Below are 26536 nucleotides of genomic sequence, written 5' to 3'. Positions count from 1 at the left end.
AGGTGGACGTGGACGTGCACGGCACGGTGGCCGAGGGCTTCGAGCCGGTGAGGGACGCGTTCGCGAGGAACTTCGCGGCACTGGGCGACCGGGGCGCGGCCGTCGCCGTCTACCGGCACGGGCGCAAGGTCGTCGACCTGTGGGGCGGCACGAAGGACGTTGACGGCACCGCGCCGTGGCGCCGGGGCACCGCCCAGGTCGTGCGCTCGGCGACCAAGGGCGTCGTCGCCGCCGTACCGCTGCTGCTGCACCGGCGCGGGGAGCTGGACCTGGACGCGCCGGTGGGCGAGTACTGGCCGGAGTTCAAGGCGCACGGCAAGGAGCGGGTGCGGGTCAGGCACGTGCTGAACCACCAAGCCGGGCTGCCGGTCCTGGACCGTCCGCTCACTCCCGAGGAGGCGCTGGACCCGCTGCGGGGCCCGCGGGCCCTCGCCGCCCAGCGGCCGGTCTGGGAGCCCGGCACCGGCCACGGCTACCACGCGCTGACCTACGGCTGGCTGCTCGACGGACTGGTCCGCCGGGTGACGGGCGGGCGGGGTAGCGGTGAGTGGCTCGCGGACGAGATCGCCCGGCCGCTCGGGCTGGACCTGTGGCTGGGGCTGCCGGCCGCGGAGGAGGCGGCGGGCCGGGCCGGGCGGGTGGGACGCGTCGAGGACCCCGAGCCGTCGGGCGACGGCCCCCGGCTGCGGCCCAAGCGGTCCGTCACCGCGGCCTACCGGGACCCGGACTCCCTGACCCGCCGCGCCTTCGCCGCGATCACGCCGTTCCCCGACCAGAACGACCCCGCCTACCGCGCGGTGGCCCTCCCGGCGGCAGGCGGTATCGCCACGGCCGACGGACTGGCCCGCTTCTACGCGGCGCTGATCGGGGAGGTCGACGACGTGACGCGGCGCGTGCGGCTGTTCGACCCGGCCACGACGGAACTCGCCCGCGCCGAGGAGTCCGCCGGCCCCGACCGGGTCCTGGTGGTCAACACCCGCTTCGGCCTCGGTTACATGCTGCACGGCAGCGCGTCCCCGTTCCTGGCCCCCGGCTCCTTCGGCCACCCGGGCCGCGGCGGCTCCCTCGGCTTCGCCGACCCGGACTCCGGGATCGCCTTCGGCTATGTCACCAACGGCTTCCGCAAGACGGTGACGGCGGACCCGCGGGCGCAGGCGCTGGTCCGGGCGGTGCGGGCGTCACTCGGCGGGGCCGGCCGCTCAGACGTGGATGGGGTGTGAGGTCCTCCCCGACTCCGCGTCGATCTCGTCGTGCGCCTTGGTGAGCAGCCGCATCGCCAGTTCGTTCAACGCCCGCGCGCCCGCGATCTCCTCGCCGACCCGTGGCTGGTGGGGATCGACGCGGTGGCGGCTGGCGTGGCCGTGCGCGCGGACCTCGCCGCCGTCGGGGAGCCGCACCATCGCGACCGCCCGCGTGTGCTGGTCGTCCTCCGTGAACTCCAGCTCGACATGCCATCCCACTGCGGTGTGCGTCATGACGATCACCTCCGGAACCTCTCCTTCCAGCATGCGCCTGGCGCACCGTCCCGGCTATCCCGTGTGCAGCATCAGCCCGATCCCGACGACCAGAAGCCCGGCCGCGGCGATCCGGGGCGCACCGAACCGCTCCTTGAACACGAACGCGCTCAGTGCCGCGCCGACCAGGATGGAGGACTCGCGCAGGGCGGCGATCGGGGCCAGTTCGGCTCGGGTCTGGGCCCACAGGACCAGGGCGTACGCGGTGACGGACAGGGCCGCGCCGAGCAGCCCGAGGGCGGCGTGCGGGCGGAGCAGTCCGGGGGCGGCGGCGCGGTGGCGGTGCAGGAAGTACGCCGGGACGACCGTGCCCTGCACCGCCATCAGCCAGGCGACGTACCCGAGGGAGGTCCCGGAGGCGCGTACGCCCAGTCCGTCGACGACCGTGTACGCCGCGATGGTCGCCCCGGTCGCCAGGGCCGCGCCGATCGCCGCCCAGTCGGGCCGGCGTCCGCGCAGTCCCCACAGGGCGACGCCGCTCAGCCCCGCGCAGGACAGCAGGATGCCCGCGCTCGCCCAGCCGTCCGGCACCTCGCCGGCGAAGACGGCGGCGAGGACGGTGACCAGCAGGGGCGCGCTGCCGCGGGCGATCGGGTAGGCCTGCCCGAAGTCGCCGAGCCGGAAGGAGCGCATCAGCAGGGCGTAGTAGGCGATGTGGATGACGGCGGAGACCAGCAGGTACGGCCACGCACCGGCCGCCGGGAACGCCGTGAACGGCAGCAGGGCGAGCCCGATGAGCATGCCGCCGCCCGAGATCAGCGCGAAGCCGGTCAGCTTGTCCGTGATCCGGTGCGCGATGGCGTTCCAGCCGGCGTGGGTGACCGCGGCGAGCAGGACGGCGCTGGTGACCAGCGGAGTCACGCGGAGTGCTCGCGCACGTCCACGAGCACGGCACCGGCGGTGGCGACGAGGTCCTTGGGCTCCATCGGGAAGACGGCGTACGGGGTGCCGGCGGCGGCCCAGACGACCTCGTGCGCGAGCAGCGACCGGTCGGCGAGCACCCGGGTCCTGGTGCGGTGCCCGAAGGGCGGCACGCCGCCGATCGCGTACCCGGTCGCCTCCCGTACGACGTCGGCCTTGGCCCGGGTGACCTTCTGGGCGCCGAGTTCCTCCCGGACCCGCTCCAGGTCGACGCGGGAGGCGCCGTCCATGAGGACCAGCACGGGCACGCCGTCCGCGGCGAAGATGAGCGACTTGCAGATCTGGCTCAGCTCGCATCCGATCGCGGCGGCGGCCTCGGCGGCGGTGCGGGTGGCCTCCGGGAAGCGCCGGGCCCGTCCGGCCAGGTCCCCGAGGCCCAGCTCGTCGAGGGCGGCGGCGAAACGCGGGTGGGCGGCGGAGGCTTCGGAGGCGTCGTCGGTCGTCGTCATGGACGGCACCGTAGCGGTACGTGTAGCCGGCAGGCGACCGGGTTGCGGGGCCCGCACGCAGGAAGCCGGTGAGGGCGGCCCCGTCCCCACGGTGCCCTCACCGGCTGGTCCGTCGTCCTCCTGGCGGAGGTGGCGCGTCAGGTGCGCACCAGGGCCCGGTCCTCGTCGGGGTCCGCGCGCCGCTCCTCGATCGTGCGCAGGCCCTCGCCCTCGACATCCACGTTGGGCAGGGCGCGGTCCAGCCACTTCGGCAGCCACCAGGCCCTCTTGCCGAGCAGGGCGAGGACGGCCGGGACGATGGCCATGCGGACCACGAACGCGTCGAAGAAGACGGCGATCGCGAGGCCGAAGCCGATCATCTTGACCATCGACTCGCTGGAGCCGATGAAGCCCGCGAAGACCGCCATCATGATGACCGCCGCCGCCGTGACGACCCGTGCTCCGTGCCGGAAGCCGGTGACGACCGCCTGCTGGGGCTTCTCGCCGTGGACGTGGGCCTCCCGCATGCGGGTGACCAGGAAGACCTCGTAGTCCATCGCCAGGCCGAAGACCACGCCGACCATGAAGATCGGCATCATCGACATGACCGGGCCGGTCTCCTCGACGCCCATCAGGCCGGACAGCCAGCCCCACTGGAAGACCGCGACGACCGCGCCGAGCGCCGCCATGACGGAGAGCAGGAAGCCGAGGGCCGCCTTCAGCGGGACCAGGATCGAGCGGAAGACCACGATCAGGAGGAGGAAGGCCAGGCCGACGACCAGGACCAGATACGGCACCAGCGCGTCGTTGAGCTTCTGGCTGACGTCGATGTTCATCGCCGTGGCGCCGGTGACCAGGGTCTCCGCGCCGGTGTCGGCCCTGATGTCGCCGCCCGCGTCACGGATGGAGTGCACCAGGTCCTCGGTCTGCACGGAGGACGGCTTGGAGTCCGGGATCACGGTGATGGTCGCGGTGTCGCCGCCCTTGTTGGGGGCGGGCGGGGTCACCGCCACGACGCCGTCGAGCCCCTGGATCTCGTCCGAGACATCGGTGAAGGCGTCCTTCGGGGCGTCGCTGCCCTTGGCGTCGACCACGACGAGCAGCGGGCCGTTGAAGCCGGGCCCGAAGCCCTGCGACAGCAGGTCGTAGGCGCGGCGCTGGGTGGTGGAGGTGGGCTGGGAGCCGTCGTCGGGCAGGCCCAGTTCCAGGGAGGCCGCGGGGATCGCGGCGGCGCCGAGGCCGATGACGCCCAGGAGGAGGACGGCGAGGGGGCGGCGGACGACGAAGCTCGCCCAGCGGGTGCCCAGGTTGGCCTTCGGCCGGCCCTCCGGCTGCTCCGCGCCCTTGCGGAAGCGGCTCAGGAGCCTGCTCTTGGCACCGGCCGGCTTGACCCTGCGGCCGGCGTAGCCGAGCAGCGCCGGGATCATCGTCAGGGCGATCAGGACCGCGATGGCGACGGTGCCGGCCGCCGCGACGCCCATCTTGGTGAGCATCGGGATGTTGACGACCGCGAGGCCCACCAGGGCGATGACGACCGTGAGGCCGGCGAAGACCACCGCCGAGCCCGCGGTGCCGACCGCCCGGCCCGCGGCCTCTTCGCGCTCACGCCCCTCGGCGAGTTCGGCGCGGTAGCGGGAGACGATGAACAGGGCGTAGTCGATGCCGACCGCGAGGCCGATCATCATCGCCAGGATGGAGGTGGTCGAGCCCAGTTCGAGCGCACTGGCCAGCGCGGTGATCGAGGAGACGCCGATGCCGACGCCGATCAGGGCGGTGAGCAGCGGCAGCCCGGCCGCGACCAGCGAGCCGAAGGTGATGACCAGGACGACGGCGGCGATCGCGATGCCGATGACCTCCGTGGCGCCGGTCTCCGGGACGGCCTGGAGCGCGTCACCGCCGACCTCGACGGTCAGCCCCGCGTCGCGCGCCTGCTGGGCGGCGTCCTCCAGGGCGTCCTTGGTGGACTCCTCCAGCTCCATGCCGGAGACGTTGTACCTGACCGACGCGTAGGCGATCGTGCCGTCCTTGCTGACGGCGTTGCCCGTGTAGGGGTCGGCGACCGAGGCGACCTCGGAGCCGTCCGCCAGTTCGTCGACGGTCGTCTCGACAGTCGCCTTGTGCCCGGCGTCCGTCATCTTCTGACCGTCGGGTGCCTTGAAGACGACGCGTGCGGTCGCCCCCTCGGCGCTCTGGCCGGGGAAGCGCTGTTCCAGCAGGTCGAAGGCCTTCTGGGCCTCGGTGCCGGGAATGGAGAAGGAGGAGTTGCCGGCGGGCGGGGCGCTGGCCGCGCCGACGCCGGCGAGCGTCAGCAGGGCCACCCAGATCAGGGCGACGAAGTGCCGTCGGCGAAAGGCGAGCCGGCCGAGTTTGTAGAGGAACGTGGCCACGGGGGCGTACTCCCGGTCAGGTCGTTGGATCTTCAGGGCAGGTGTGATCAGCCCGACGACGTGAGCGGTGACGTCAGGTGGGGCTCAGGGGGAGGGAGGTGTCAGGGGGTGGAGACGCCGAGAGCGGGGAGGATCACGGCGTCGATGTAGGTGGCGAGGAAGTCGCGGGTCGGCGGCTGGTCCTCAAGCAGCATGCGGGTGGCGAGGGCGCCGACCAACATGTGCACGAGATAGTCCAGGGCCGGGCAGTCCGCTCTGATCTCGCCGCGGTCCACGGCGCGGCGCAGCACGCGCCGGAAACTGGCGATCTCGGGTTCGACGATCTGCTCCCGCAAGGCCTGGAGCAGGTCCGGGTTGTGGTGGATCGCCATGGCCAGGCCCCGCATCAGCGCGGAGTTCTGTTCCATGGTGCAGTCGTCCTCGCGCGCCACCAGGGCGTGCAGGTCGCCGCGGAAGGAGCCGGTGTCGATGTCACCGATCTCGCCGGGCTTGTCGTGCCGCACGGCCCTGACGACCAGTTCGGGCTTGCCGCCCCACTGGCGGTAGAGCGTCGCCTTGCTGGACCGGGTGCGGGCGGCGATGGCGTCCATGGTGAGAGCGTCGTAGCCGACTTCCCGGAGCAGGTCGAGCACGGCCCTGTACAGCTCGGCCTCGCGCTCGGGAGTGATCCGGCTTCGGCGCGCGGTGGCGGCCTCCGTCATCTCGCCCACTCCTCTCCGTTCCGTCCTGCCACGGCGTCCTCCGAACGACACCGTTTCGTACATGACGAAGGTACCCCACTCCCCTAGCGAAACGAAACGGTTTCGTTCGTGTTCTGGGTCACGGTTGTCGGCACCGCATAAGTTGCCGGTGCTCCCGGCCCGGCAAAGCATGGGGTGGGTGAGCTATCTGCGCCTTCCGCACCTCAGCGGCGACCAGCTGTGCTTCGTGGCCGAGGACGACCTCTGGCTCGCGTCGCTCGACGGTCCGGGCCGTGCCTGGCGGCTCACCGTCGACCGCACCAAGACCGGTCACCCGCGCTTCTCGCCCGACGGCCGGCACATCGCGTACACCAGCTGGCGCAGCCTGGCCCCCGAGGTGCACCTCGTGCCGGTGGACGGCGGCCCCGGACGGCAGCTCACCCACTGGGGCGGCCTCGACACCCGGGTCTGCGGCTGGTCGCCGCCCGGTCCCGACGGCGGCGGCGCCGTCCTCGCCGTCGCCTCGCACGGCGAGCCCTTCTCCCATCTGACCTGGGCCTACAAGGTCGGCTGCGACGGCGACCCCGGCCGCAAGCTGCCCTGGGGGCCGGTCACCGACATCCAGGCCGCCGACCTGGACGGGGAGCGCAGGACCCTCCTGCTCACCGGCACCCCGCCGCACGAACCCGCCGCCTGGAAGCGCTACCGGGGCGGCGCCACGGGCCGGCTCTGGCTGCACGGGCGGCGGCTCCTCGCCGACCTCGACGGGCATCTGGCCTCGCCCATGTTCGTCGGCGGCCGGATCGCCTTCCTCAGCGACCACGAGGGCGTCGGCAACCTCTACTCGTGCGCGTACGACGGCTCCGGCCTGCGCCGCCACACCGACCACGACGACTGCTACGCCCGCAACGCCGCGAGCGACGGCACGCGGGTGGTGTACCAGTGCGCGGGCGACCTGTGGCTGGTCGACGACCTCACGCCCGGCTCGGTGCCGCGCCGGCTCGAACGTCCGGCTGAGCGGGCCGCGCGCGGGGCGGCGTACGTACCAGGTGCCGGCCGCCCAGCACGTGGGCGGCGTCTCCGTGGACGAGACGGGCCGCGCGAGCGCCGTCGTCGTACGCGGCAGCCTGTACTGGCTCACCCACCGCGACGGCCCGGCCCGCATCCTCGCCGACACCCCGGGCGTACGGGTGCGGCTGCCGGAGATGCTCGGGGAGAGCGGGCGGATCGCGTACGTCACGGACGCGGAGGGCGAGGACGCCGTCGAGATCGCCCACCTGCCCCGGGCCACCGGCGGCCGCGCGCCCCGCCGGCCGGCCTCGGGCCGGCTGGGCCGCGTCCTGGAGCTGGTCTCGGACCCGGCGGGCGAACGCCTGGCCGTCGCCGCCCACGACGGACGCCTGCTCCTCCTCGATGTCGCGGAGGAGGACGCGGAGGTCGCCCGGAGACTGGAGGCGGTGGTCCCGGCGGGCACCGATGCCACGCGGGGCGGCCTCGCGAGCGGGGACCCGTCCGCCGAAGCCCCGTACGCCGGCCCGGACGGGGACGGCCCCGGGGAGAGCGGCGGGCCGCCGGAGGGCAACGGCACCGGTGCCGCCGCGGGGCGTGTCACCGAGCTGGTCCGGTCCGACAACGGCCCCGTGGCCGACCTCGCCTTCTCCCCGGACGGGGCCTGGCTCACCTGGTCGCACCCGGGCATCGGACGCTCGCTGCGGCAGATCAAGATGGCCCGCATCGACGGCCCCGAGGGCCCGCTCGTCGTCGATGTCACCAACGGCCGCTTCGAGGACGAGAACCCGGTGTTCACCCGGGACGGCCGCTACCTCGCCTTCCTGTCCTGGCGCGGCTTCGACCCGGTGTACGACGTGCACACCGGGGACCTGTCCTTCCCGCTGGGCTGCCGCCCCTACCTCGTACCGCTGTCCTCCGCGACCCCCTCCCCCTTCGCGCTGAACCCCGAGGGCCGCCCCGCCGCCGGCGGCCTCGACCCGCTGGAGGACGAGACCGGCGAGGGCGGCACGGTGACCGTCGAGGTCGAGGGGCTGGAGAGCCGGGTGACACCGTTCCCGGTCACCGCGTCCAAGTACTCGGCACTGCAACCGGTCGCGGGCGGCGGCCTGGTCTGGCTGCGCTGGCCGATCTCGGGCGCGCTCGGCGAGACCTTCGCCAACCCCGCGGACCCGAGCGAGCGGCCCACCCTGGAGCACTTCAACCTCGCCAAGGCGAAGAAGTCCGAACTCGTCGACCACCTGGACTGGTTCCGGGTCAGCGGCGACGGCACCCGGCTCGTCGTGCTCGACGAGGGCGACCTGAGCGCCGTACCGGCGACCGAGGTGGCCGACGGGGACTCGACCACCTGGATCGACCTGCGCCGCATCCTGCACGAGGTCGACCCGGCCGCCGAGTGGCGCCAGGCGTACGACGAGGCCGGCCGCCTGGTCCGCGCCTACTTCTGGGACCCCGGCATGTGCGGCGTCGACTGGGACGCGGTGCTGGCGCAGTACCGCCCGCTGGTCGAACGCGTCGCCTCCCCCGACGAGTTCGCCGACCTGCTGCGCGAGGTGCTCGGCGAACTGGGCACTTCGCACGCCTACGTCGCCGCCGCCCGCCGCGACGAGGGCCCGCCGCACTACCGGCGCAGGCAGGGCCTGCTCGGCGCCAACTTCGTGTGCCGGGACGGACGGTGGCTGGTCCGGCGCATCCTGCCGGGCGACTCCTCCGACTCCAGGGCCCGCTCCCCGCTGGCCGGCACCGGCATCCGCGAGGGCGCCGTACTGACCCACGTCGACGGCCGCCCGGTGGACCCGGTGACGGGCCCGTATCCGCTGCTGGCGGGCGCGGGCGGCACGACGGTCGAGCTGACCTTCACACCCGCGCAGGACGGACCGGGCCCGGCCCGCCGGGTCGCCGTCGTACCGCTCGTCGACGAACGGCCGCTGCGCTACCAGGACTGGGTGGCCAAACGCCGCGAGGTGGTGCGGGAGTTGAGTGGCGGACAGTGCGGCTACCTGCACATCCCCGACATGGGCGGCTCCGGCTGGGCCCAGTTCAACCGCGACCTGCGCATGGAGGTGTCCCGGCCCGCACTGATCGTGGACGTGCGCGGCAACGCGGGCGGGAACATCAGCGAACTCGTCGTCGAGAAGCTGACCCGCACCATCCTGGGCTGGGACCTCACGCGCGACGCCCAGCCGGTGTCGTACGCCTCGAACGCCCCGCGCGGCCCGGTCGTCGCCGTCGCCGACGAGGCCACGTCCTCCGACGGAGACATGATCACGGCCGCGTTCAAGCTGCTGCGCCTCGGCCCGGTGGTCGGACAGCGCACCTGGGGCGGGGTGGTCGGCATGACCGGCCGGCACCGGCTCGGCGACGGGACCGTGATCACGGTGCCGATGAACGCGGCCTGGTTCGACGTCTACGGCTGGTCCGTGGAGAACTACGGCGTCGCCCCCGACGTCGAGGCGCTGCGCACCCCGCTGGACTGGGCCGAGGGCCGCTACCCGGTGCTGGACGCGGCGGTCCGGCTGGCACTGGAGCTGCTGGAGACCAACCCCCCGGCCACGCCCCCCGGCCACCCGGACGTACCGGACCGCTCCCGCCCGCCGCTGCCGCCGAGGCCATGAGAAGGGGCGCCCTCCCCGTGGAAGGGCACCCCTTCTGCTCAGCGGCGGCGCGTCAGGCGTCGAAGTTCTCCTCGACGCGCTCCTGGCCGTCCCGGCGACGCGGGGACGAGTCCGCCTCGTCCTCGCCACGACGGCGGTCGCGGTTCTGCAGCTGGTCCTTGGCCTGCTCGGCGCGCTGCTTGCCCTGCTGCTGCATGCGCTCGGCCTTGTCCTGGAACTGGTCCTTGATACCCATGTGGGTTCACTCCTGTGCTGATCGGGCCCGACCGGATCGGCCGGGTTCGATCAGATTCACACGAGCGGTGACCCTGCGCATCTCGATCACTTACGCACCGTAGCCGACTCCGCCCCTCGCTGTTCGTCGGCGGCCCCGCCCGCGCCGACCAGACCCGTGCGCACGCCGCCCAGCCGGTCCCCGAACCGCCGCATCTCGCGCTGCCCGACGGTGCCGACGACGGCCGGCAGGAAGCCGCGCACGCCCTGCATGCCCCGCAGCCAGCGCTGCCCGTAGACGTGGGCGGAGCGGCGCTCGATGCCCTCCACGAGCCGGTCGACGGCCGGGCCGAGGGGATAGGTCCTGTTGGACGGCCAGGGCAGCCGCTGCCGCAGCTCGCGCATGACCTCGTCCTGGTCGGCGCCGCGCACCATGTCGGTGTCGGTCCACGACAGATAGCCGACGCCGACCTTCACGCCCCGGTGCCCCACCTCGGCGCGCAGGCAGTGCGCGTACGCCTCGACACCGGACTTGGAGGCGCAGTAGGCGCTCATCATCGGCGCGGGAGTGAGGGCGGCGAGGGAGGCGATCTGGAGCAGATAGCCGCGGCTGTCCAGCAGCGCGGGCAGGAAGGCGCGGGCGGTCACCGCCGACCCGACCAGGTTGACCTCGATCACCCGCCGCCAGGACCCCGGGTCGGAGTCGGCGAAGGGGCCGCCTGCGGCGACGCCCGCGTTGGCGACGACGATGTCCGTGCGGCCGAACCGCTCCTTGACCTGCCGGGCCACCTCGGCCATCGCCTCGTGGTCGGTGACATCGGCGTGCCAGTGCTCGCTCTCGCTGTGCAGCCGGGCGGCGACCCGCTCCAGGGCGTCGGGCTCCAGACCGACCAGTGCCACCTTCACCCCGCGCGCGGACAGCTTGCGGGCCAGCAGTTCCCCCACGCCCCGCGCCGCTCCGGTGACGACGGCGACCCGTCCTTCCAGACTCACCCTGCTCATGCGCTCTCCTCGGCGTGTTCGGTCGGTTCGGCGGCTATGTGGGCGGCGGCGAGCGCGCGGATCTTCCCGGTGACCAGGCCGGGTGCCTCCACCGGTGTCATGTGGCCGAGTCCCGGAAGTTCCGTCAGGCCCACGCAGTTGGGCAGCGCGGCAACCAGCGAGCGGGCCTGCGCGGGCGGGGTCAGCCGGTCGGCGGTGCCCACCACGACCTCGACCGGCATCCTCAACTCCCGTACGCCGTGGTCGAGGTCGAGCAGGTCGAGCACCCGCGACCAGGCGTGGCGCACCCCGCGCGGGCAGGCGTGCACGACGCGGGCGCAGGCCTCGACCATGTCGGGGCCCGAACCGGGGCCCATCGTCCCGTACTTGAGGATCCGGCGGGCGAGGGGCGTGACCGGTCCGAGCGGCGCCCGGGAGCCGAGTATCCGCCGGGTCAGCCAGGTCCGCACCCGGCCCTCCCCGAGCGGCAGCACGGTCGCGGACGCCACCAGCCGTGAACTGCCCGTGCTGCACAGCAGTACGGCCGCCGCGTGCTCGCGCACCGCGGGGCGGGTCGCCGCGGCCATCACCGTCATCCCGCCCATGGAGTGCCCGGCGATCACGGCCTGTTCGCCGGGCGCGAGCGTGGCCCTCAGCACGGCTTCGAGGTCGTCGGCGAGGGGTTCGGTGCCGCACGCCGGGTTCGCCGGGCTGCGGCCGTGGCCGCGCTGGTCGTAGGCGATGACGCGGTGGTCGGCGGCCAACTCGCGTATCTGCGCCGCCCAGAAGGCGGTCGAGCAGCACCAGCCGTGCGCGAGGACGACCGCGGGCGCCTTCTCGGGTCCGTGCACCTCGGTGTGGATCCGGGCGCCGTCGGCGGCGACGACGCTCAGCTCGCGGGCGGGCACGGGCGGGGCGTACGGCCCGGCGGCGACGTGCGGGAGGCGGCTCACGCGCCCACCTCCGAGGCCGGGGCGGCACCGGGGGCCGGACGGGCGGCGGGCGCGCGCAGCACCTCGTACTCCGCGGGGTCCACCCGCCGCGTCACGCGCCGGAACTCGGCGGTCGTGCCCGGCCAGACGGTGGTGTTGCGGCCGCTCGCGTCCAGGTACCAGCTGGTGCAGCCGCCGGTGTTCCACACCGTGCGCTTCATGCGCTCCTGCACCCGGTGGTTCCAGTTCCGTACGGCGGCGGGGCGGGCGTCGAGGGCGGCGCGGCCGCCGAGGGCGGTCAGCCTGCGCAGATAGTCGGCCAGGTAGTTCAGCTGGGACTCGATCATCAGGATCATGGAGGAGTTCCCGAGGCCGGTGTTGGGCCCGATGATCGTCATGAAGTTGGGGAAGCCGGCCGCCGAGGCACCGCGCAGGGCCTGCATGCCGCCCTTCCAGGTCTCGGCGAGGGTCCGCCCGTCCGCGCCGACGACGCGCTCGGCGATGGGCATGTCGGTGACGTGGAAGCCGGTGCCGAAGATGATCGCGTCGGCCTCGGCCTCGGTGCCGTCGGCGGCGACGAGGGTGGAGCCGCGCACCTCGCCGAGCCCGCTCGCGACGACGTCCACATTGGGGCGGACGAGCGCCGGGTAGTACTCGCTGGACAGCAGGATCCGCTTGCAGCCGATGCGGTAGTCGGGGGTGAGCTTGGCGCGCAGGGCGGGGTCCTTGACGGCGGCGCCCATGTTGCGCCTGGCGATCCGCTCGACGAAGCCCAGCTCGTCCGGGTGCTTGGTGAACGCCTGGACCTGGAGTTCCCGGATGCCCCACAGCAGCCCGCGGCGCAGCCGGGTGGTGAGCGGCAGCGCCCGGTGCAGGGCGCGCTCGGCGCCGCTGATCGCCCGGTCCATGCGGGGCATCACCCAGGCCGGGGTGCGCTGGAAGAGGGTGAGGCGGGCGGCCTTCGGCTGGATGGCCGGCACGATCTGGATCGCGGAGGCCCCAGTGCCGATCACGGCGACGCGCTTGCCGGTGAGGTCGTGGTCGTGGTCCCAGCGGGCCGAGTGGAAGACCTTGCCGGGGAAGGTGTCCAGTCCGGGGATGTCCGGGACCCTGGGTTCGGACAGCGGCCCGGTCGCGGACACGACGACATCGGCGGTCAGCCGTCCCCGCGCGGTCTCGATCCGCCACCGCAGCAGCTCTCCGTCCCACACCATCCGCTTCACCTCCGAGCCGAGGCGGAGGTGGGGGCGCAGCCCGAAGGTGTCGGTCACGTGCTCCAGGTAGGCGCGGATGTGCCGCTGCCCGGAGAAGGTGCGGGGCCAGTCGGGGTTGGGCGCGAAGGAGAAGGAGTACAGGTGGGAGGGGACGTTGCAGGCGCACCCGGGGTAGCTGTTGTCCCGCCAGGTGCCGCCGACGCTGTCGGCCCTCTCCAGTACGACGAAGTCGGTGATCCCTTCGCGCCGCAGCCGCACGGCGGCCCCCAGCCCGCCGAAGCCGGACCCGATCACCGCCACCCTTACGTGTTCGTGAACCTGCTCGTGCTCGGCCATCCCGGAGCCTCCACGCTTCGCCCGGACCATCTGGAACCACGCCAGTGAACACTGGCGCGATTGGAGCGTAGAACAGCTCCGTACTCATGGGTAGGGGGCGTGGCAAGGAAAGTTACCCGTGGTACGACTTAGGGTCGGGGCGTGACCGAGAAGCGTGAATACCGCATGGAGGAACTGGCCCGGCGGGCCGGCATCACGGTGCGCACCCTGCGCTTCTACCGCGAACGCAAGCTGATCCCGCCGCCCCGCCGCGAGGGCCGCATCGCCTGGTACGACGACCACCACCTGGCCCGCCTGCGCACCATCGCCGCCCTGCTGGACCGCGGCCACACCCTGAACGGCATCGCGGAACTCGCCGACGCCTTCGACCACGGCCGCGACGTCGGCGACCTGCTGGGCCTCGGCGAGCCCACCGAGGAGACCCCGGTCCGCCTCACCCCCGAGGAACTCGCCGCCCGCTTCGAGGGAGAGGTCACCCCCGAGAACCTGGCCGCCGCGATGGAACTGGGCTACCTCGGCACCGACGGCGACGAACTCGTCCACATCAGCCACCGCCTGCTGGAGGTCTCCTCGGCCCTGGTCCGCGAGGGCATCCCGCTCGGCGAGGTCCTTGAGGCCGGCGCCCGCGTCCGGGAACACGCCGACGCCCTCGCCGCCCTCTTCACCGACCTGATCCTGCGCCACGCCCCCGAACGGGACCTCGACCGCCTGCGCCCCCTGGCCCGCAGCGTGGTGGAGGCGGAACTCTCCCTGGCCCTGGACCGGCGGACACGGCAGCGGGACGGGCGGTAGCTCAGCGGTCGTAGACCACCGTGACCGGCGCGTGGTCGGACCAGCGCTCGGCGTGCGTGGCGGCCCGCTCGACGTACCCCTTGACGGCCCCGGCGGCGAGCCCCGGGGTGGCCACGTGGTAGTCGATCCTCCAACCCGCGTCGTTGTCGAAGGCCCGCCCCCGGTACGACCACCACGAGTACGGTCCCTCGGTGTCCGGGTGCAGGGTGCGCACCACGTCCACGTAGCCGCCGTCGGCCGGGTCGAGGACGCGGCTCAGCCAGTCGCGCTCCTCCGGCAGGAAGCCGGAGTTCTTCCTGTTGGCGCGCCAGTTCTTCAGGTCGGCCTCGCGGTGGGCGATGTTCCAGTCGCCGCAGACGACGACCTCGCGGCCGTCGGCGGCGGCGCGCTCGCGCAGTTCCTTGAGGTGGGCGAGGAACTCGCCCATGAAGCGGACCTTCTCGTCCTGGCGCCCGGTGCCGACCTCGCCGGAGGGCAGGTAGAGGGAGGCGACCGTCACACCGGGCAGGTCGGCCTCGACGTAGCGGCCGCTGGTGTCGAACTCCGTCGAGCCGAAGCCGACCTGGACGCGGTCGGGTTCGCGGCGGGTGAGGAGGGAGACGCCGGCGCGGCCCCTGGCGGCGGCGGGGGCGTGCGTCACGTACCAGCCGTCGGGTGCGCGGACGTGCTCGGGCAGCTGCTCGGGCTCGGCCCGCACCTCCTGGAGGCACAGCACGTCGGCGGAGGTCCCGGCGAGCCACTCCACGAAGCCCTTCTTCGCGGCGGCACGCAGTCCATTCACGTTCACGGAGGTCACGGTAAACACCCGGGCACGATACCGGCAGATCCATTTACGGTGGGAAGCATGAACATACGCCGGGTCCCCTTCGACCACCCCGACGCAGTGAAGCTCAACGACGAGGTCCAGGCCGAGTACGACGTCCGCTACGGCGACGGCGGCGACGCCACCCACCTGGACCCCGCGCACTTCGCACCCCCGAACGGCCTGTACCTGGTCGCGTACGACGACCACGACGTCCCGGTCGCCACGGGCGGCTGGCGCGTCCAGGACGCCAACGACGAGGGCCATCTCGACGGGGACGCCGAGCTGAAGCGGATGTTCGTGATCGAGCAGATGCGCGGCCGCGGGCTGGCGCGCCGCATCCTGGCCGTCCTGGAGGAGGACGCCCGCGCGGCCGGCCGCTCCCGGATGGTGCTGGAGACCGGCATCAAGCAGCCGGAGGCCGTGGCCCTGTACACCTCCAGCGGCTACGAGCCGTGCCGGAAGTTCGGCTACTACCGCTTCCACGAGGAGAGCCTCTGCTACGCGAAGGCCCTCCAGGTCCGGTAGCCGCCGCGCCCCGGAAACGACGAAGGCCCCGCCCGATCGTGATGATCGGACGGGACCTTCGCTCATGTGCGTGGACCTGAGGGGATTCGAACCCCTGGCCCCCTCGATGCGAACGAGGTGCGCTACCGGACTGCGCCACAGGCCCTTGCAACGAGTGAAACTTTAGCACCCCGGCCGTCCGGCTCAAAAATCCCTTCCGGGGCCGCGACGTGGGCGGCCCCGGCGGGCTACTCGTTGGCCGCGCGGGGGCGGTCGCCGTCCTCGTACTGGTCGAAGAGGGGGGTGCGGCCCCGTTCCCGGGCCCGGCGGGCGGACGCGGCACGGCGGGCGTCGCTGCGGCCCGGGGTCTCCGGCCGGTCCTCGTCGTGGGCGGCCGGCCGGTCCGGCGCGGGGGCGGCCGGCGCGGCCTCCTGCTCGGGGGCGACCGTGCTGGAGCGTGCCGAACTCCACGCGTCCGGGCCCGCGAGGTCCACGTCGGGCGTGGCACGGGGGGCGACCGGCGCGGTCACATAGGTGGGCAGGGGCACCGGCACGGGGTCCCAGCTGTCGCCCTGCGGATGCCGGCGGCGCTCGCGCTGCTGGTCGACCCACTCGGCGTGGTCGGTCTGCTCGACCAGGGCCCGCCGGTCCGCGGCGAGCGCCGAGAGGCCGGCGTCGAGTTCCGCCTCGGGTCCGTCGTCGGGTTCCTCTGCGTCGGGGTCGCCGACGGTGTCGGCGGGGCCTGCGGGCGTGCGCCTGCGCGGCCGGTGGTCGCGGTTGCGCAGCCGCTGTGCGGCGACCTCGGCCTGGCGGCGGTCCATCTGGAAGGCGAACCGGCGGCGCTCCTGCGAGCGCAGGTAGGCGATGTAGGCGCTGAGCAGCACCGCGGGCACGCCGGGTGCCCACAGGAAGGCGAGCCCGCCGACGGCGGCGACCACCGAGCCGAGGGTGAAGGCCAGGAACAGCATCACGGTCGTACGCCGGCGGCGCGCGAGCACCCTGGTGCGCCGGGCCCGCGCCGCGGCCGCCGGTGAGAGGGGGGCGCGTCGCGCCTGCGGTACCCGGCCGCGCGCCGGTGCCGCACCGGGTCCGGCCTCGCGGCCGGGGTCGCGGCCGGGGTCGCGGCCGGGGTCGCGGCCGGGCTCAGGTGAGGGCGCGGGTCTGGGTTCCGGGGACTGCGCGGACCCGGGGCCGGGCCCGTGTCCGCCGGTCTCCTGGGCTGCCGGTGCGGGCCGGTCCGCGGTGTGCTGCGGTGCGGTCGGCCGGGGGTGCCGTCGGGTTCTGGACACGGCGAAGGCCCGGACGTCCACCGAGTCGGTGACGGCGCCCGGGGCGTCGGTGTCGGGCTCCGCCTCGTCGGCGGGGCGCGACCGCAGGTCCTTGGCGTATCGGCGCTCCATGCCCGCCCGTCCGGACAGCAGCCGGATGGCGGTACTGAAGCGTTCCGTGGGACGGGCCTCGTTCAGCTCGTCCTGCCTACGGAGCCACATCGGCACCAAGTAGGCGGCCCAGGCCCCGACGATGACTGCGTAGATGAGGCCGCTGCTGCTCACGCCTCACACGGTAGAGGGGTTTACGTGGGGCCATCCGCCAATTGAGCCGGTGTGTCGCACGATCTGGCTGATATTTCGAACTTTTCTTGCGACCCATACGATCAACAGACTGTCAGAGTCGCGAAATTATCCGTTTCGGGGCGGTCGAGGCCCGATCAATATCGAACATTCATTCAATTCCCGGGCCCGGCCGGGCCGCATTCCCCGGAGTGTTCCGCGTACTGCCCTCCTGGGAGCGGTCGCGGGAGCGGTGCCAGCGCCGCAGCAGACCCTCCGGAACCTCTTCCGCGGTGAGCGCGAAGACGAGGTGGTCGCGCCAGCCCCCGTCGATGTGGAGATAACGCGGCCGCAGGCCCTCCTCGCGGAATCCGAGTTTCTCCACGACCCGGCGACTGGGCGCGTTCTCGGGGCGAATGCAGACCTCGACGCGGTGCAGTCCGACGGTGCGGAAACAGTGGTCCACGACCATCGCCACGGCCGTCGGCATCACCCCGCGGCCGGCCACCGCCTCGTCCACCCAGTAGCCGACGTGTCCGGAGCACATCGAGCCCCAGGTGATGCCGGCCACCGTCAACTGCCCGACCAGGCGCCCCTGGTACTCGATGACGAAGGGCAGCATCCGGCCCGCGTTGGCCTCGGATCTCAGGTGCCGCACCATCTGGCGGTAGGTGGGCCGGTGGGTGAGCGGGCCGCCGGGGCCGGGCGGCGGAACGGTGGCCTCCCAGGGGCGCAGCCAGTCGCGGTTGCGCCGGTTGACCTCGCGCCAGGCCCGCTGGTCGCGCAGCTTTATCGGCCTGAGAACGATGTCGCCGTCCACCAGTTCCGCAGGCCAGGCCGGGCTGTTCAGCTCGCACCCCCGGCACCGTCGGGTCTGGGGTGGTCGCCGCCGCGCAGCTGGTCCACGGCGTGCCCGAGCAGCGGCCCGAGCACGGCGAGGCCGTCCTTGACCCCGCCGGAGGAACCCGGCAGGTTGACGATCAGCGTCCTCTTCGCCACTCCGGCCAGTCCCCGGGAGAGCGCCGCGGTGGGCACCTTGTCCCGGCCGTACGCCCGCACGGCCTCCGCGATGCCCGGGACCTCGTGGTCGATCACCGCCCGCGTCGCCTCGGGGGTGCGGTCGGTGGGCGAGAGGCCGGTGCCGCCGGTGGTGACGATCACGTCGTAGCCCGCGTCGGCGCCCGCGCGCAGGGCGTCCCGCACGGGCTCGCCGTCCGGGACGACCCGCGGGCCGTCGACGGCGAAGCCGAGGCGGCGCAGGCCCTCGGCGACCAGCGGGCCGCCCCTGTCCTCGTAGACCCCGGCGGCGGCCCGGTTGGACGCCGTGACCACGAGGGCCCGGTACGGGGCGGCCGGGGCGCCCGGGGCCGACGCGTCCTGTGTCATGACCGGCTCCAGTCGCCCGACTTGCCGCCGGTCTTCTCCTCCACCCGCACGTCCGTGATGACCGCTCCCTTGTCGACCGCCTTGACCATGTCGATCACGGTGAGCGCGGCGACGGAGACCGCGGTGAGCGCCTCCATCTCGACACCCGTACGATCCGTCGTCCGCACCGTGGCGGTGATCTCCACGGCGTCGTCCGCGACCGACAGGTCCAGTTTCACACCGGAGACCGACAAGGGGTGACACAGCGGGATCAGATCCGGGGTGCGTTTGGCGCCCATGATGCCCGCGATGCGCGCGGTGGCCAGGGCGTCGCCCTTGGGGACGCCCTCGCCGCGCAGCAGTTCGACCACGCGGGGGGCGACGAGGACGCGCCCGCTCGCGCGCGCGGTGCGCGCGGTCACGTCCTTGCCGGACACGTCCACCATCCGGGCGGCGCCCGCCTCGTCGATGTGTGTCAGCCGGTCCTGCGGGTCCCGTCCGCTGGGCGGGGGTCGGTCCTGCGTACTCATGCTCGTGTGGCGCTCCCGGTCCGGGCCCGGCGCGGTGCGGTGCGTGGGCCTGCTGTGCGCGACACGGTACCGCCAACCGGGCGGGGTCAGCCGAGCAGGACCACCTCGACGTCGGTGCCGGGTTCGACGGACTCGGTGTCCTCGGGGACGACGATCAGCGCGTCGGCGTGCGCGAGGGCGGCCACGAGATGGGAGGCGGAGCCGCCGACCGGGCTGACCGAACCGTCCGCGTAGGTGCCGCGCAGGAACTGCCGGCGCCCCTTCGGCGAGGTCAGCGCCCGGTCCGCGGCCAGGGACGCGGTGGTGGTGGGGCGGTGCACGTCGGGCAGGCCCATGAGGGTGCGGATCGCGGGGCGCACGAACAGCTCGAAGGAGACGTACGACGACACCGGGTTGCCGGGCAGCGCGAGCAGCGGGGTGTGGTCGGGGCCGACGGAGCCGAAGCCCTGGGGCTTGCCTGGCTGCATGGCGAGCCTGCGGAAGTCCACGCCGCTGCCCGGCTCGTCCTCGTCGGCGACGTGCGCGAGCGCCTCCTTGACCACGTCGTACGCCCCGACGCTGACCCCGCCGGTGGTGACCACGAGGTCGGCGCGGACCAACTGGTCCTCGATGGTGGCCCGCAGGGACTCGGCGTCGTCGGCGACGGCGCCCACGCGGTAGGCGATGGCCCCGGCGTCGCGGGCGGCGGCGGTGAGGGCGAAGCTGTTGGAGTCGAAGATCTGACCGTGGGTCAGTTCCTCGTCGGGCTGGACGAGTTCGCTGCCGGTGGAGAGCACCACCACGCGCGGGCGCGGGCGCACCCGGACCGTGCCCCGGCCGATCGCGGCGAGCAGGCCGATCTGCGGCGGGCCGAGGACCGTGCCGGCCTCCAGGGCGCGGTCGCCGGACCTGACGTCGCTGCCCTTCGCGCGTACGTGCGCGCGGATCTCGGCCGGGCGGTAGACGTGCACCTGGCCCTCGGCGCCCTCGGGCGCGAGGCTGCGGGCGCGCATGCCGGTCACCGGGCCCTCGCCGAGCCCGCCGTCGGTCCACTCGACGGGGACGACGGCCTCGGCGCCGGGCGGGAGCGGGGCGCCGGTCATGATGCGGACGGCCTGGCCGGGGCCCACGGAGAGCGGGTCGGCCTGGCCGGCGGCGACGTCCCCGACGACTTCCAGGACGGCGGGGAACTCCTCGCTCGCGCCCGCGACATCGGTGACCCGCACCGCGTATCCGTCCATGGAGCTGTTGTCGAAGGGCGGCAGGGACAGCGGCACCGTGATGTCCTCGACCAGGACGCAGCCCTGGGCGTCGAGCAGCTGCAGCTCGATGGGTTCCAGGGGGCGGACGGCGGTGAGGATGTCGTCCAGGTGGTCCTGCACCGACCACAGGTGGTCCGGGCCGAAGCGGCGGTCCCGGCCGTTGTCGTCGCGGCCGGTGTCACGGTGTGCGGTGCTGCTCAACTTCCCTGCATCTCCTCGGCTACGTAACGGCGAAGCCAGGTCCGGAAGTCCGGGCCCAGGTCCTCACGTTCGCATGCGAGTCTGACAATGGCACGCAGGTAGTCGCCGCGGTCACCGGTGTCATAGCGGCGGCCCTTGAAGACGACGCCGTGCACCGGTCCGCCCACGGACTCGTCCTCGGCGAGCTGCTGGAGGGCGTCGGTGAGCTGGATCTCGCCGCCGCGGCCGGGGTTGGTCCTGCGGAGTATCCCGAAGATGTGCGGGTCGAGGACATAGCGCCCGATGATGGCGTAGTTGGAGGGGGCGTCGGCCGCCTCGGGCTTCTCGACCAGTCCGCCGACCCTGACGACGTCGCTGTCCCCGGTGCTCTCGACGGCCGCGCAGCCGTAGAGGTGGATCTGCTCGGGCTCGACCTCCATGAGGGCGATCACACTGCCGCCGTACTGGTCCTGAACGTCGATCATGCGCTGGAGCAGCGGGTCGCGCGGGTCGATCAGGTCGTCGCCGAGCAGGACCGCGAAGGGTTCGTCGCCGACGTGCGGGGCGGCGCACAGCACGGCGTGGCCGAGGCCCCTGGGGTCGCCCTGGCGGACGTAGTGGATCATCGCGAGGTCGCTGGACTCCTGGACCTTGGCCAGCCGGCTCGCGTCACCCTTCTTCTGAAGGGCGGACTCCAGTTCGTAGTTGCGGTCGAAGTGGTCCTCCAGGGGGCGCTTGTTGCGGCCCGTGACCATGAGGACGTTGCCGAGACCGGCGGCCACGGCCTCTTCGACCACGTACTGGATCGCCGGCTTGTCGACGACCGGCAGCATCTCCTTGGGAGTGGCTTTGGTGGCCGGCAGGAACCGGGTACCGAGCCCGGCCGCGGGGATGACAGCCTTGCTGATCCTGGGGTGGGACTGAGTCATGCGCGCCACCCTATCCGGTGCCTATAGGGAGAATCTGTGACTCCGGATGATTGACGCTCATATGAGCACATTAGAACGGTACGGGAGTCGACCATTGCCTCACACCGGTCCTGCGAGCCAGCCTGACAAGCGAACCTTGCGGCGGGAACTCCTCGCGGTGAGAAACAGATTGACGGCGGATGACGTGCGGAAAACGGCGGATTCGCTGGCCCGGCAGGCGCTCGCCATGCCGGAGGTCGCGGGGGCGCACGCCGTCGCGGCGTACGTCTCCGTGGGCGCCGAACCGGGCACTCGCGCGCTGCTCGACGCGCTGCGCGCGCGGGGCGTGCGTGTCCTGCTGCCCGCGCTGCTGCCGGACAACGACCTGGACTGGGGCGAGTACACCGGGGAGGGCTCCCTCGCGCGCGTGCGGCACGGCGGCCGGATGGAGCTGTTCGAGCCCACCGGTGAGCGCCTGGGGCCGGACGCGGTGACGGAGGCGGGCGTCGTGCTGCTGCCGGGTGTGGCGGTGGACGGGCGCGGCCTGCGGCTGGGGCGCGGCGGCGGGTCGTACGACCGGGTGCTCGCGCGTCTGGAGCGGGCGGGCGCGCGTCCCGCGCTGCTGGTGCTCCTGTACGACCGCGAGGTCGTCGCGCGGCTTCCCGCGGAGCCGCACGACCGGCCGGTGGACGCGGTGGTGACACCGTCGGGGGTGCGGCGGTTCCGCTGAGGCCTGCGCCCCGGCACGGGAACGGCCTCCACGCGTGCGTGGAGGCCGTTCCCGTGCCGGGGACGCGTGCTCAGGGCTTGAGCACCAGCGAGTCGCTCGTGCTCTCGTCGACCGCCTTCTTCGAGAAGGACCACGGCAGCAGCTCGCCGTTGGCCCACTTGTCCGTCTGGTCGGTGTAGTGGGCGCTGTAGGCGTGTCCGGAGGCTCCGGTGAGGTTGATCCACCGGGACTTGTCGAGGTCGCCGAGGTTGACCACCATCCGCATGGACGGCACCCACACCACGCCGTAGCCGCCGGCCGCGTTCCAGCCGGAGGCGTTGACCGCCGCCTCGCCGCCGCTGAGCTTCCACGGGCCGCGGTTGAGGGCGTACTGCAGGAAGCCGGGGCCCTCGGTGCCCAGGGTCTGGTTCTTCAGGAACAGGCGGTGCAGCCGGCCCCAGTTCCAGGTGTCGATGTCCTTGCCGAGTTTGGCGGTCAGCTCCCAGCGGGCGTCGGCCATGGCGCGCTTGAACAGGTCGTCGCGGTTGTCGGCGCCCTTGCGGGTGCCGGAGGCCGGCGTCGTCCACCAGTCGCTCTTCGGGTCGTCCATCAGGGTGCGGACCACCTCGAACCAGCGGTCGCCGCCGTCCGGCTGCGCCTGGTCGGCGGCGCGCCGGCCGCACTCGTAGACCTTGTTCGTCTTGTCCGCGGGGCCGGTGGTGTTCACCGGGTCGACCCACAGGCACTGGCCCTCGACGCGCAGCTCCTTGGGCAGCTTGTTGCCGAAGGCGAGCTTGAGGATGTTGCGCCAGACGGCGTTGAAGTAGGCCGCGGCCGCCGAGTCGGCGTCCTGGGTGTAGTCCCAGCCCTCCAGGAGCTTCTGCGCCTCGCGGACGTCCTTGTCCTCGACGTTGATCTTCAGCAGCTGGGGCACGAGCAGCTTGGCGATCTCGCTGCTGTTGTCCAGCTGCATCTGGCGCATGTCGTCGGTGGAGACCTTGCCGCCGTCCTTGATCTTCTGCTCGATCAGGGAGGTGATGCGCTGGCTGCGGGTGCCGTAGCCCCAGTCCGTGGTCAGCGTGTACGGGTAGTCGTCCGCGTCGACGACGGCTTGGTTGGCGGTCACGATGTAGCCGCGGTCCGGGTCGTACTCGTAGGGCAGCTCGTCCTGGTCGATGTACTTGCCGGTCCAGCGGTACTTGGAGCTCCAGCCCGGCGCGGGCAGCGAGCCGTCGTGGCCCTTGGCGCGCACCGGGATCTTGCCGGGCAGCGTGTAGCCGATGTGCTCGCTGTCGGCGTAGACCAGGTTCTGCGAGGGCACGTCGAACAGCGCGGCGGCCTCGCGGAAGTCGTTCCAGTCCGTCGCCCGGTCGATCGCGAAGACGGCGTCCATGGTGGTGCCCGGCTCCAGCGCGGTCCAGCGCAGCGCGACCCCGTAGCCGTCGCCGCGGTCGGGTGCCGAGGCGCCGACGGTGGCCCGCTTGCCGGTCTGCACCAGCTCGTCGTCGCGGTCGGAGAGCAGGGGGCCGTTGTTGGTCTCCCGGACGACGATCTTCTTGGACCGGCCGCCGGCGACCTTGATGGTCTCCTCGCGCGTCTCGAAGGGGATCACCTTGCCGTCGTACTGGTAGCCCTCGCCGGTGATCTTCTCCAGGTAGAGGTCGGTGACGTCGACGCCGGAGTTGGTCAGGCCCCAGGCGATCTCCTGGTTGTGGCCGATGACCACGCCGGGCATGCCCGCGAAGGTGTAGCCGGCGACGTCGTACCGGCACTTCGCGGAGACGGTGCGGCAGTGCAGCCCCATCTGGTACCAGACGGAGGGCAGCGACGGCGACAGGTGCGGGTCGTTGGCCAGCAGCGGCTTGCCGGTGATGGTGTGCTCGCCGGAGACGACCCAGGAGTTGGAGCCGATGCCGTCGCCGTTCACGCCGACGGCGGTGGGGAGGTCGTCCAGGACGTTCTGGAGGCTCGCCAGCTGGCCCTGCAGATCGCTGCCGGTGCCGGTGCCGGTGTCCGTGCCCGTATCGGTGCCCGTGCCCGTGCCCGTGTCCGTGCCGGTGCCCGTGTCCGTGCCGGACCCGGAGTCGCCGTCCCCGTCCCCGCCCGATGTGCCGCCGCCGTCGAACGTGCCGGTCAGCTCGTCGTACTGGCCCTCCTGGACGATCGCCTTGTTCCGGCTGTACGGATACGCCGGGTACAGGTCGGCGATCTGCTTGGGGCCGAGGCGGCTGGTCATCAGGGCGCGGTCGACCTCGTCCTGCATGTTGCCGCGCAGGTCCCAGGCCATCGCCTTCAGCCAGGCCACCGAGTCGACCGGGGTCCACTCCTGGGGCTTGTAGTCGTTGGTGAACCCGAGCGCGGCGTACTCCAGGGAGATGTCCGCGCCGTCCTTGCCCTTCAGATAGGCGTTGACGCCCTTGGCGTACGCCTGGAGGTACTTCTTCGTGGAGTCCGACAGCTCCTCGTCGTACTCCTTCTTCGCCACCCGGTGCCAGCCCAGGGTGCGCAGGAACGCGTCGTTGTCGATCTGGCTCTTGCCGAACATCTCCGACAGGCGCCCGGCGGTCATGTGCCGGCGCACGTCCATCTCGTAGAACCGGTCCTGCGCCTGGACGTAGCCCTGCGCCATGAACAGGTCCGCCTCGCTGGAGGCGTAGACCTGCGGGATGCCGTAGCCGTCGCGCTTGACGTTGACGGGACCCGACAGGCCCTCCAGCGTGATCGAGCCCTTGGTCTGCGGGAAGGAGGCGCGGACGGTGCTGATGGACCAGTACGCCCCGTAGGCGAGGCCACCGATGATGGCCAGGACCAGCACGAGGACGAACAGGCGCGCCTTGCGCCCCTTCTTCCTGCCGGTCGTGCCGGGCTGCTGACCCGTGGAGGCGGTAATGGTGGGGGGCATCGCTGTCCTTGCTGTCCTAACACGAGCGGCAGGGGCGGGCTGTGCTTTGCGCTGAACGCTTGAAACGCTGGAGCAACTGTAGGCGCAGCCCTCGCCCGCCCTTGACGCGGAGTCGGGTACAGGCACGTACGAGCGTTCGGTCTTGCCAAGACGACCGTCAAGAAAACGTCAAGAGTTAGGTAAGGTAACGAAGTAGTTGTCCGCAGAGCACTGCGGCTTCGTGTGCCATGGGGGTGCGCTCCGCACTCCGAGCGGGCGCACCCGCCCGCGCCGTGATCCGTGCTGTGCGCCAGGGAAGGAAACGGCCGCTGACTGTCCACCACCTCAACCAGCTCCTGCTCGTCTGCTCGCTCGTCCTGCTCGTCGCCGTGGCGGCGGTCCGCATCTCCTCGCGCAGCGGGCTCCCCAGCCTGCTCGTCTACCTTGCCATCGGCGTCGCGATGGGCCAGGACGGCATCGGCGACATCAAGTTCGACAACGCCGAACTGGTCCAGGTCATCGGCTACGCGGCCCTGGTCGTGATCCTGACCGAGGGCGGCCTCGGCACGAAGTGGAAAGAGGCGAGACCGGTCCTGCCGGCCGCCTCCGCGATGGCCCTGGCCGGAGTCGCGGTGAGCGTGGGCGTGACCGCGGCGGGCGCGCACTACCTGACCGGGCTGGAGTGGCGGCAGGCACTGATCGTCGGGGCGGTGGTGTCCTCCACGGACGCCGCGGCCGTCTTCTCCGTGCTGCGCCGGATCCCGCTGCCCAAGCGCATAACGGGCATGCTCGAAGCCGAGTCCGGCTTCAACGACGCCCCCGTGGTGATCCTCGTGGTGGCCTTCTCCACGGCCGGGCCGATCGACCACTGGTACGTGCTGCTGGGCGAGATCGCCCTGGAGCTGACCATCGGCGCGGCCATCGGGCTCGCGGTGGGCTGGCTGGGCTCGTGGGGACTGCGGCACGTGGCGCTGCCCGCCTCCGGCCTCTACCCCATCGCCGTCCTGTCGATCGCCGTCACCGCCTACGCGGCCGGCGCCATGGCCCACGGCAGCGGCTTCCTGGCCGTCTACCTCGCCTCGATGGTCATGGGCAACGCCCGGCTGCCCCACTGGCCCGCCACCCGCGGGTTCGCCGACGGGCTCGGCTGGCTCGCCCAGATCGGCATGTTCGTCCTGCTCGGCCTGCTCGTCACCCCGCACGAACTGGGCGCGGACATCCTGCCCGCCCTGGTCATCGGACTGGTGCTCACCATGGTGGCGCGCCCGCTGAGCGTCGTGCTGTGCCTGGCGCCCTTCCGGGTGCCGTGGCAGGAACAGGTCCTGATGTCCTGGGCCGGGCTGCGCGGCGCGGTGCCCATCATCCTGGCGACGATCCCCATGGTGCAGGCGGTCGACGGCAGCCGCCGGATCTTCAACATCGTCTTCGTGCTGGTCGTCGTCTACACCCTGATCCAGGGACCGACCCTGCCCTGGCTGGCCGGCAAGCTGCGCCTCGGCAAGGGCGACGAGGCCGACGACCTCGGCATCGAGTCGGCGCCCCTGGAGCGGCTGCGCGGGCATCTGCTGTCCGTGACGATCCCCGAGGGCTCCAGGATGCACGGCGTCGAGGTCGGCGAGCTGCGGCTGCCGACCGGGGCCGCCGTCACGCTGGTCGTCCGCGGCGGGACGTCGTTCGTGCCGCTGCCGACGACGGGCCTGCGGCGCGGCGACGAACTCCTCGTGGTCGCCACGGACCCGGTGCGGGACGCCGCCGAGGCGCGGCTGCGCGCGGTCGGCCACGGCGGCAAGCTGGCCGGCTGGCTGGGCACGGGAGACACCGGCGCCAATCGCAGGTGAACGC

22 protein-coding genes, 1 tRNA gene and 1 pseudogene are annotated in these 26536 nt (G+C 72.7%); 6 read left to right on the top strand and 18 right to left on the bottom strand.

The window, feature by feature from the left end:
* Positions 1-8 precede the first annotated feature (8 nt).
* Complete coding sequence (locus AC4IHM_RS19500) at positions 9-1220, top strand: serine hydrolase domain-containing protein (RefSeq protein WP_490868288.1); 1212 nt, start codon at positions 9-11, stop codon at positions 1218-1220.
* On the opposite strand, the gene AC4IHM_RS19495 is transcribed toward AC4IHM_RS19500, so the two are convergent.
* The 5 genes from AC4IHM_RS19495 to AC4IHM_RS19475 all read right to left on the bottom strand — a co-directional run bounded on the left by AC4IHM_RS19495 (position 1200) and on the right by AC4IHM_RS19475 (position 5951).
* Positions 1200-1475 (bottom strand): DUF1876 domain-containing protein, encoded by a 276-nt coding sequence (locus AC4IHM_RS19495; RefSeq protein ID WP_490868287.1) that lies wholly within the window; start codon positions 1473-1475, stop codon positions 1200-1202. The two genes, AC4IHM_RS19500 and AC4IHM_RS19495, sit on opposite strands and share 21 nt — an antisense overlap.
* A 54-nt stretch (positions 1476-1529) precedes the next feature.
* Positions 1530-2375, bottom strand: a complete 846-nt coding sequence (locus AC4IHM_RS19490) for an EamA family transporter (protein WP_490868286.1) — start codon at positions 2373-2375, stop codon at positions 1530-1532.
* Positions 2372-2884: a YbaK/EbsC family protein gene (locus AC4IHM_RS19485; RefSeq protein ID WP_490868285.1), complete on the bottom strand. Its 513-nt coding sequence runs from the start codon at positions 2882-2884 to the stop codon at positions 2372-2374. Before AC4IHM_RS19485 ends, AC4IHM_RS19490 begins: the two co-directional genes overlap by 4 nt.
* A 137-nt stretch (positions 2885-3021) precedes the next feature.
* Complete coding sequence (locus AC4IHM_RS19480) at positions 3022-5250, bottom strand: MMPL family transporter (protein ID WP_490868284.1); 2229 nt, start codon at positions 5248-5250, stop codon at positions 3022-3024.
* Between the two features lie 101 nt (positions 5251-5351).
* Positions 5352-5951 (bottom strand): TetR/AcrR family transcriptional regulator, encoded by a 600-nt coding sequence (locus AC4IHM_RS19475; RefSeq protein ID WP_490868283.1) that lies wholly within the window; start codon positions 5949-5951, stop codon positions 5352-5354.
* Between the two features lie 169 nt (positions 5952-6120).
* Here AC4IHM_RS19475 and AC4IHM_RS19470 point away from each other — a divergent pair.
* Positions 6121-9553 (top strand): annotated as a pseudogene (locus tag AC4IHM_RS19470) (S41 family peptidase).
* A 52-nt stretch (positions 9554-9605) separates the two neighbouring features.
* On the opposite strand, the gene AC4IHM_RS19465 reads toward AC4IHM_RS19470, so the two are convergent.
* The 4 genes from AC4IHM_RS19465 to AC4IHM_RS19450 all read right to left on the bottom strand — a co-directional run bounded on the left by AC4IHM_RS19465 (position 9606) and on the right by AC4IHM_RS19450 (position 13229).
* Complete coding sequence (locus AC4IHM_RS19465) at positions 9606-9788, bottom strand: hypothetical protein (protein WP_490868282.1); 183 nt, start codon at positions 9786-9788, stop codon at positions 9606-9608.
* An 86-nt stretch (positions 9789-9874) separates the two neighbouring features.
* Positions 9875-10768 carry an SDR family oxidoreductase gene (locus AC4IHM_RS19460; RefSeq protein ID WP_490868281.1) on the bottom strand — a complete coding sequence of 298 codons (894 nt, stop codon included), beginning with the start codon at positions 10766-10768 and terminating at the stop codon, positions 9875-9877.
* The gene (locus AC4IHM_RS19455) at positions 10765-11700 is read right to left on the bottom strand and encodes an alpha/beta fold hydrolase (RefSeq protein ID WP_490868280.1); all 936 of its coding nucleotides are present in this window, start codon (positions 11698-11700) and stop codon (positions 10765-10767) included. Before AC4IHM_RS19455 ends, AC4IHM_RS19460 begins: the two co-directional genes overlap by 4 nt.
* Positions 11697-13229: a flavin-containing monooxygenase gene (locus AC4IHM_RS19450; protein ID WP_490868279.1), complete on the bottom strand. Its 1533-nt coding sequence runs from the start codon at positions 13227-13229 to the stop codon at positions 11697-11699. The genes AC4IHM_RS19455 and AC4IHM_RS19450 overlap by 4 nt, the downstream gene beginning before the upstream one ends.
* Positions 13230-13370: 141 nt before the next feature.
* Between AC4IHM_RS19450 and AC4IHM_RS19445 the strand changes: the two genes are divergently transcribed.
* Positions 13371-14021, top strand: coding sequence for a MerR family transcriptional regulator (locus AC4IHM_RS19445; RefSeq protein ID WP_490868278.1), 651 nt, complete (start codon positions 13371-13373; stop codon positions 14019-14021).
* A gap of 1 nt (position 14022) precedes the next feature.
* Here AC4IHM_RS19445 and AC4IHM_RS19440 read toward each other — a convergent pair whose 3' ends face one another.
* Positions 14023-14826, bottom strand: a complete 804-nt coding sequence (locus AC4IHM_RS19440; protein ID WP_490868277.1) for an exodeoxyribonuclease III — start codon at positions 14824-14826, stop codon at positions 14023-14025.
* Positions 14827-14865: 39 nt separating this feature from the next.
* On the opposite strand from AC4IHM_RS19440, the gene AC4IHM_RS19435 reads away from it, so the two are divergent.
* Positions 14866-15351, top strand: a complete 486-nt coding sequence (locus tag AC4IHM_RS19435) for a GNAT family N-acetyltransferase (RefSeq protein WP_490868276.1) — start codon at positions 14866-14868, stop codon at positions 15349-15351.
* 71 nt (positions 15352-15422) lie between these two features.
* Here AC4IHM_RS19435 and AC4IHM_RS19430 read toward each other — a convergent pair.
* The 7 genes from AC4IHM_RS19430 to galU all read right to left on the bottom strand — a co-directional run bounded on the left by AC4IHM_RS19430 (position 15423) and on the right by galU (position 21125).
* Positions 15423-15496: transfer RNA gene (locus AC4IHM_RS19430), tRNA-Ala, on the bottom strand.
* Between the two features lie 82 nt (positions 15497-15578).
* Positions 15579-16883, bottom strand: a complete 1305-nt coding sequence (gene sepX, locus AC4IHM_RS19425; protein WP_490868275.1) for a divisome protein SepX/GlpR — start codon at positions 16881-16883, stop codon at positions 15579-15581.
* A 169-nt stretch (positions 16884-17052) separates the two neighbouring features.
* Complete coding sequence (locus AC4IHM_RS19420) at positions 17053-17700, bottom strand: GNAT family N-acetyltransferase (RefSeq protein WP_490868274.1); 648 nt, start codon at positions 17698-17700, stop codon at positions 17053-17055.
* Between the two features lie 26 nt (positions 17701-17726).
* Positions 17727-18266: a MogA/MoaB family molybdenum cofactor biosynthesis protein gene (locus AC4IHM_RS19415; protein ID WP_490868273.1), complete on the bottom strand. Its 540-nt coding sequence runs from the start codon at positions 18264-18266 to the stop codon at positions 17727-17729.
* The gene (gene moaC / locus AC4IHM_RS19410) at positions 18263-18775 is read right to left on the bottom strand and encodes a cyclic pyranopterin monophosphate synthase MoaC (RefSeq protein WP_490868272.1); all 513 of its coding nucleotides are present in this window, start codon (positions 18773-18775) and stop codon (positions 18263-18265) included. Before moaC ends, AC4IHM_RS19415 begins: the two co-directional genes overlap by 4 nt.
* Before the next feature lie 86 nt (positions 18776-18861).
* On the bottom strand, positions 18862-20136 hold the full coding sequence (glp, locus tag AC4IHM_RS19405) for a molybdotransferase-like divisome protein Glp (protein ID WP_490870875.1): 1275 nt from the start codon (positions 20134-20136) through the stop codon (positions 18862-18864).
* A 77-nt stretch (positions 20137-20213) separates the two neighbouring features.
* Complete coding sequence (galU, locus tag AC4IHM_RS19400; protein ID WP_490868271.1) at positions 20214-21125, bottom strand: UTP--glucose-1-phosphate uridylyltransferase GalU; 912 nt, start codon at positions 21123-21125, stop codon at positions 20214-20216.
* Between the two features lie 94 nt (positions 21126-21219).
* On the opposite strand from galU, the gene AC4IHM_RS19395 reads away from it, so the two are divergent.
* Entirely contained in the window at positions 21220-21834 is a 615-nt protein-coding gene (locus tag AC4IHM_RS19395) for a 5-formyltetrahydrofolate cyclo-ligase (protein ID WP_490868270.1), read from the top strand.
* 70 nt (positions 21835-21904) lie between these two features.
* On the opposite strand, the gene AC4IHM_RS19390 is transcribed toward AC4IHM_RS19395, so the two are convergent.
* A complete protein-coding gene (locus AC4IHM_RS19390; protein ID WP_490868269.1) occupies positions 21905-24715 on the bottom strand; it encodes a penicillin acylase family protein in 2811 nt (936 codons plus the stop codon).
* Between the two features lie 227 nt (positions 24716-24942).
* On the opposite strand from AC4IHM_RS19390, the gene AC4IHM_RS19385 reads away from it, so the two are divergent.
* On the top strand, positions 24943-26532 hold the full coding sequence (locus tag AC4IHM_RS19385; protein WP_490868268.1) for a potassium/proton antiporter: 1590 nt from the start codon (positions 24943-24945) through the stop codon (positions 26530-26532).
* Positions 26533-26536 lie beyond the last annotated feature (4 nt).

The sequence above is a fragment of the Streptomyces sp. SL06 genome (assembly GCF_058244745.1).
This window is presented reverse-complemented; position numbering and strand designations above follow the sequence as displayed.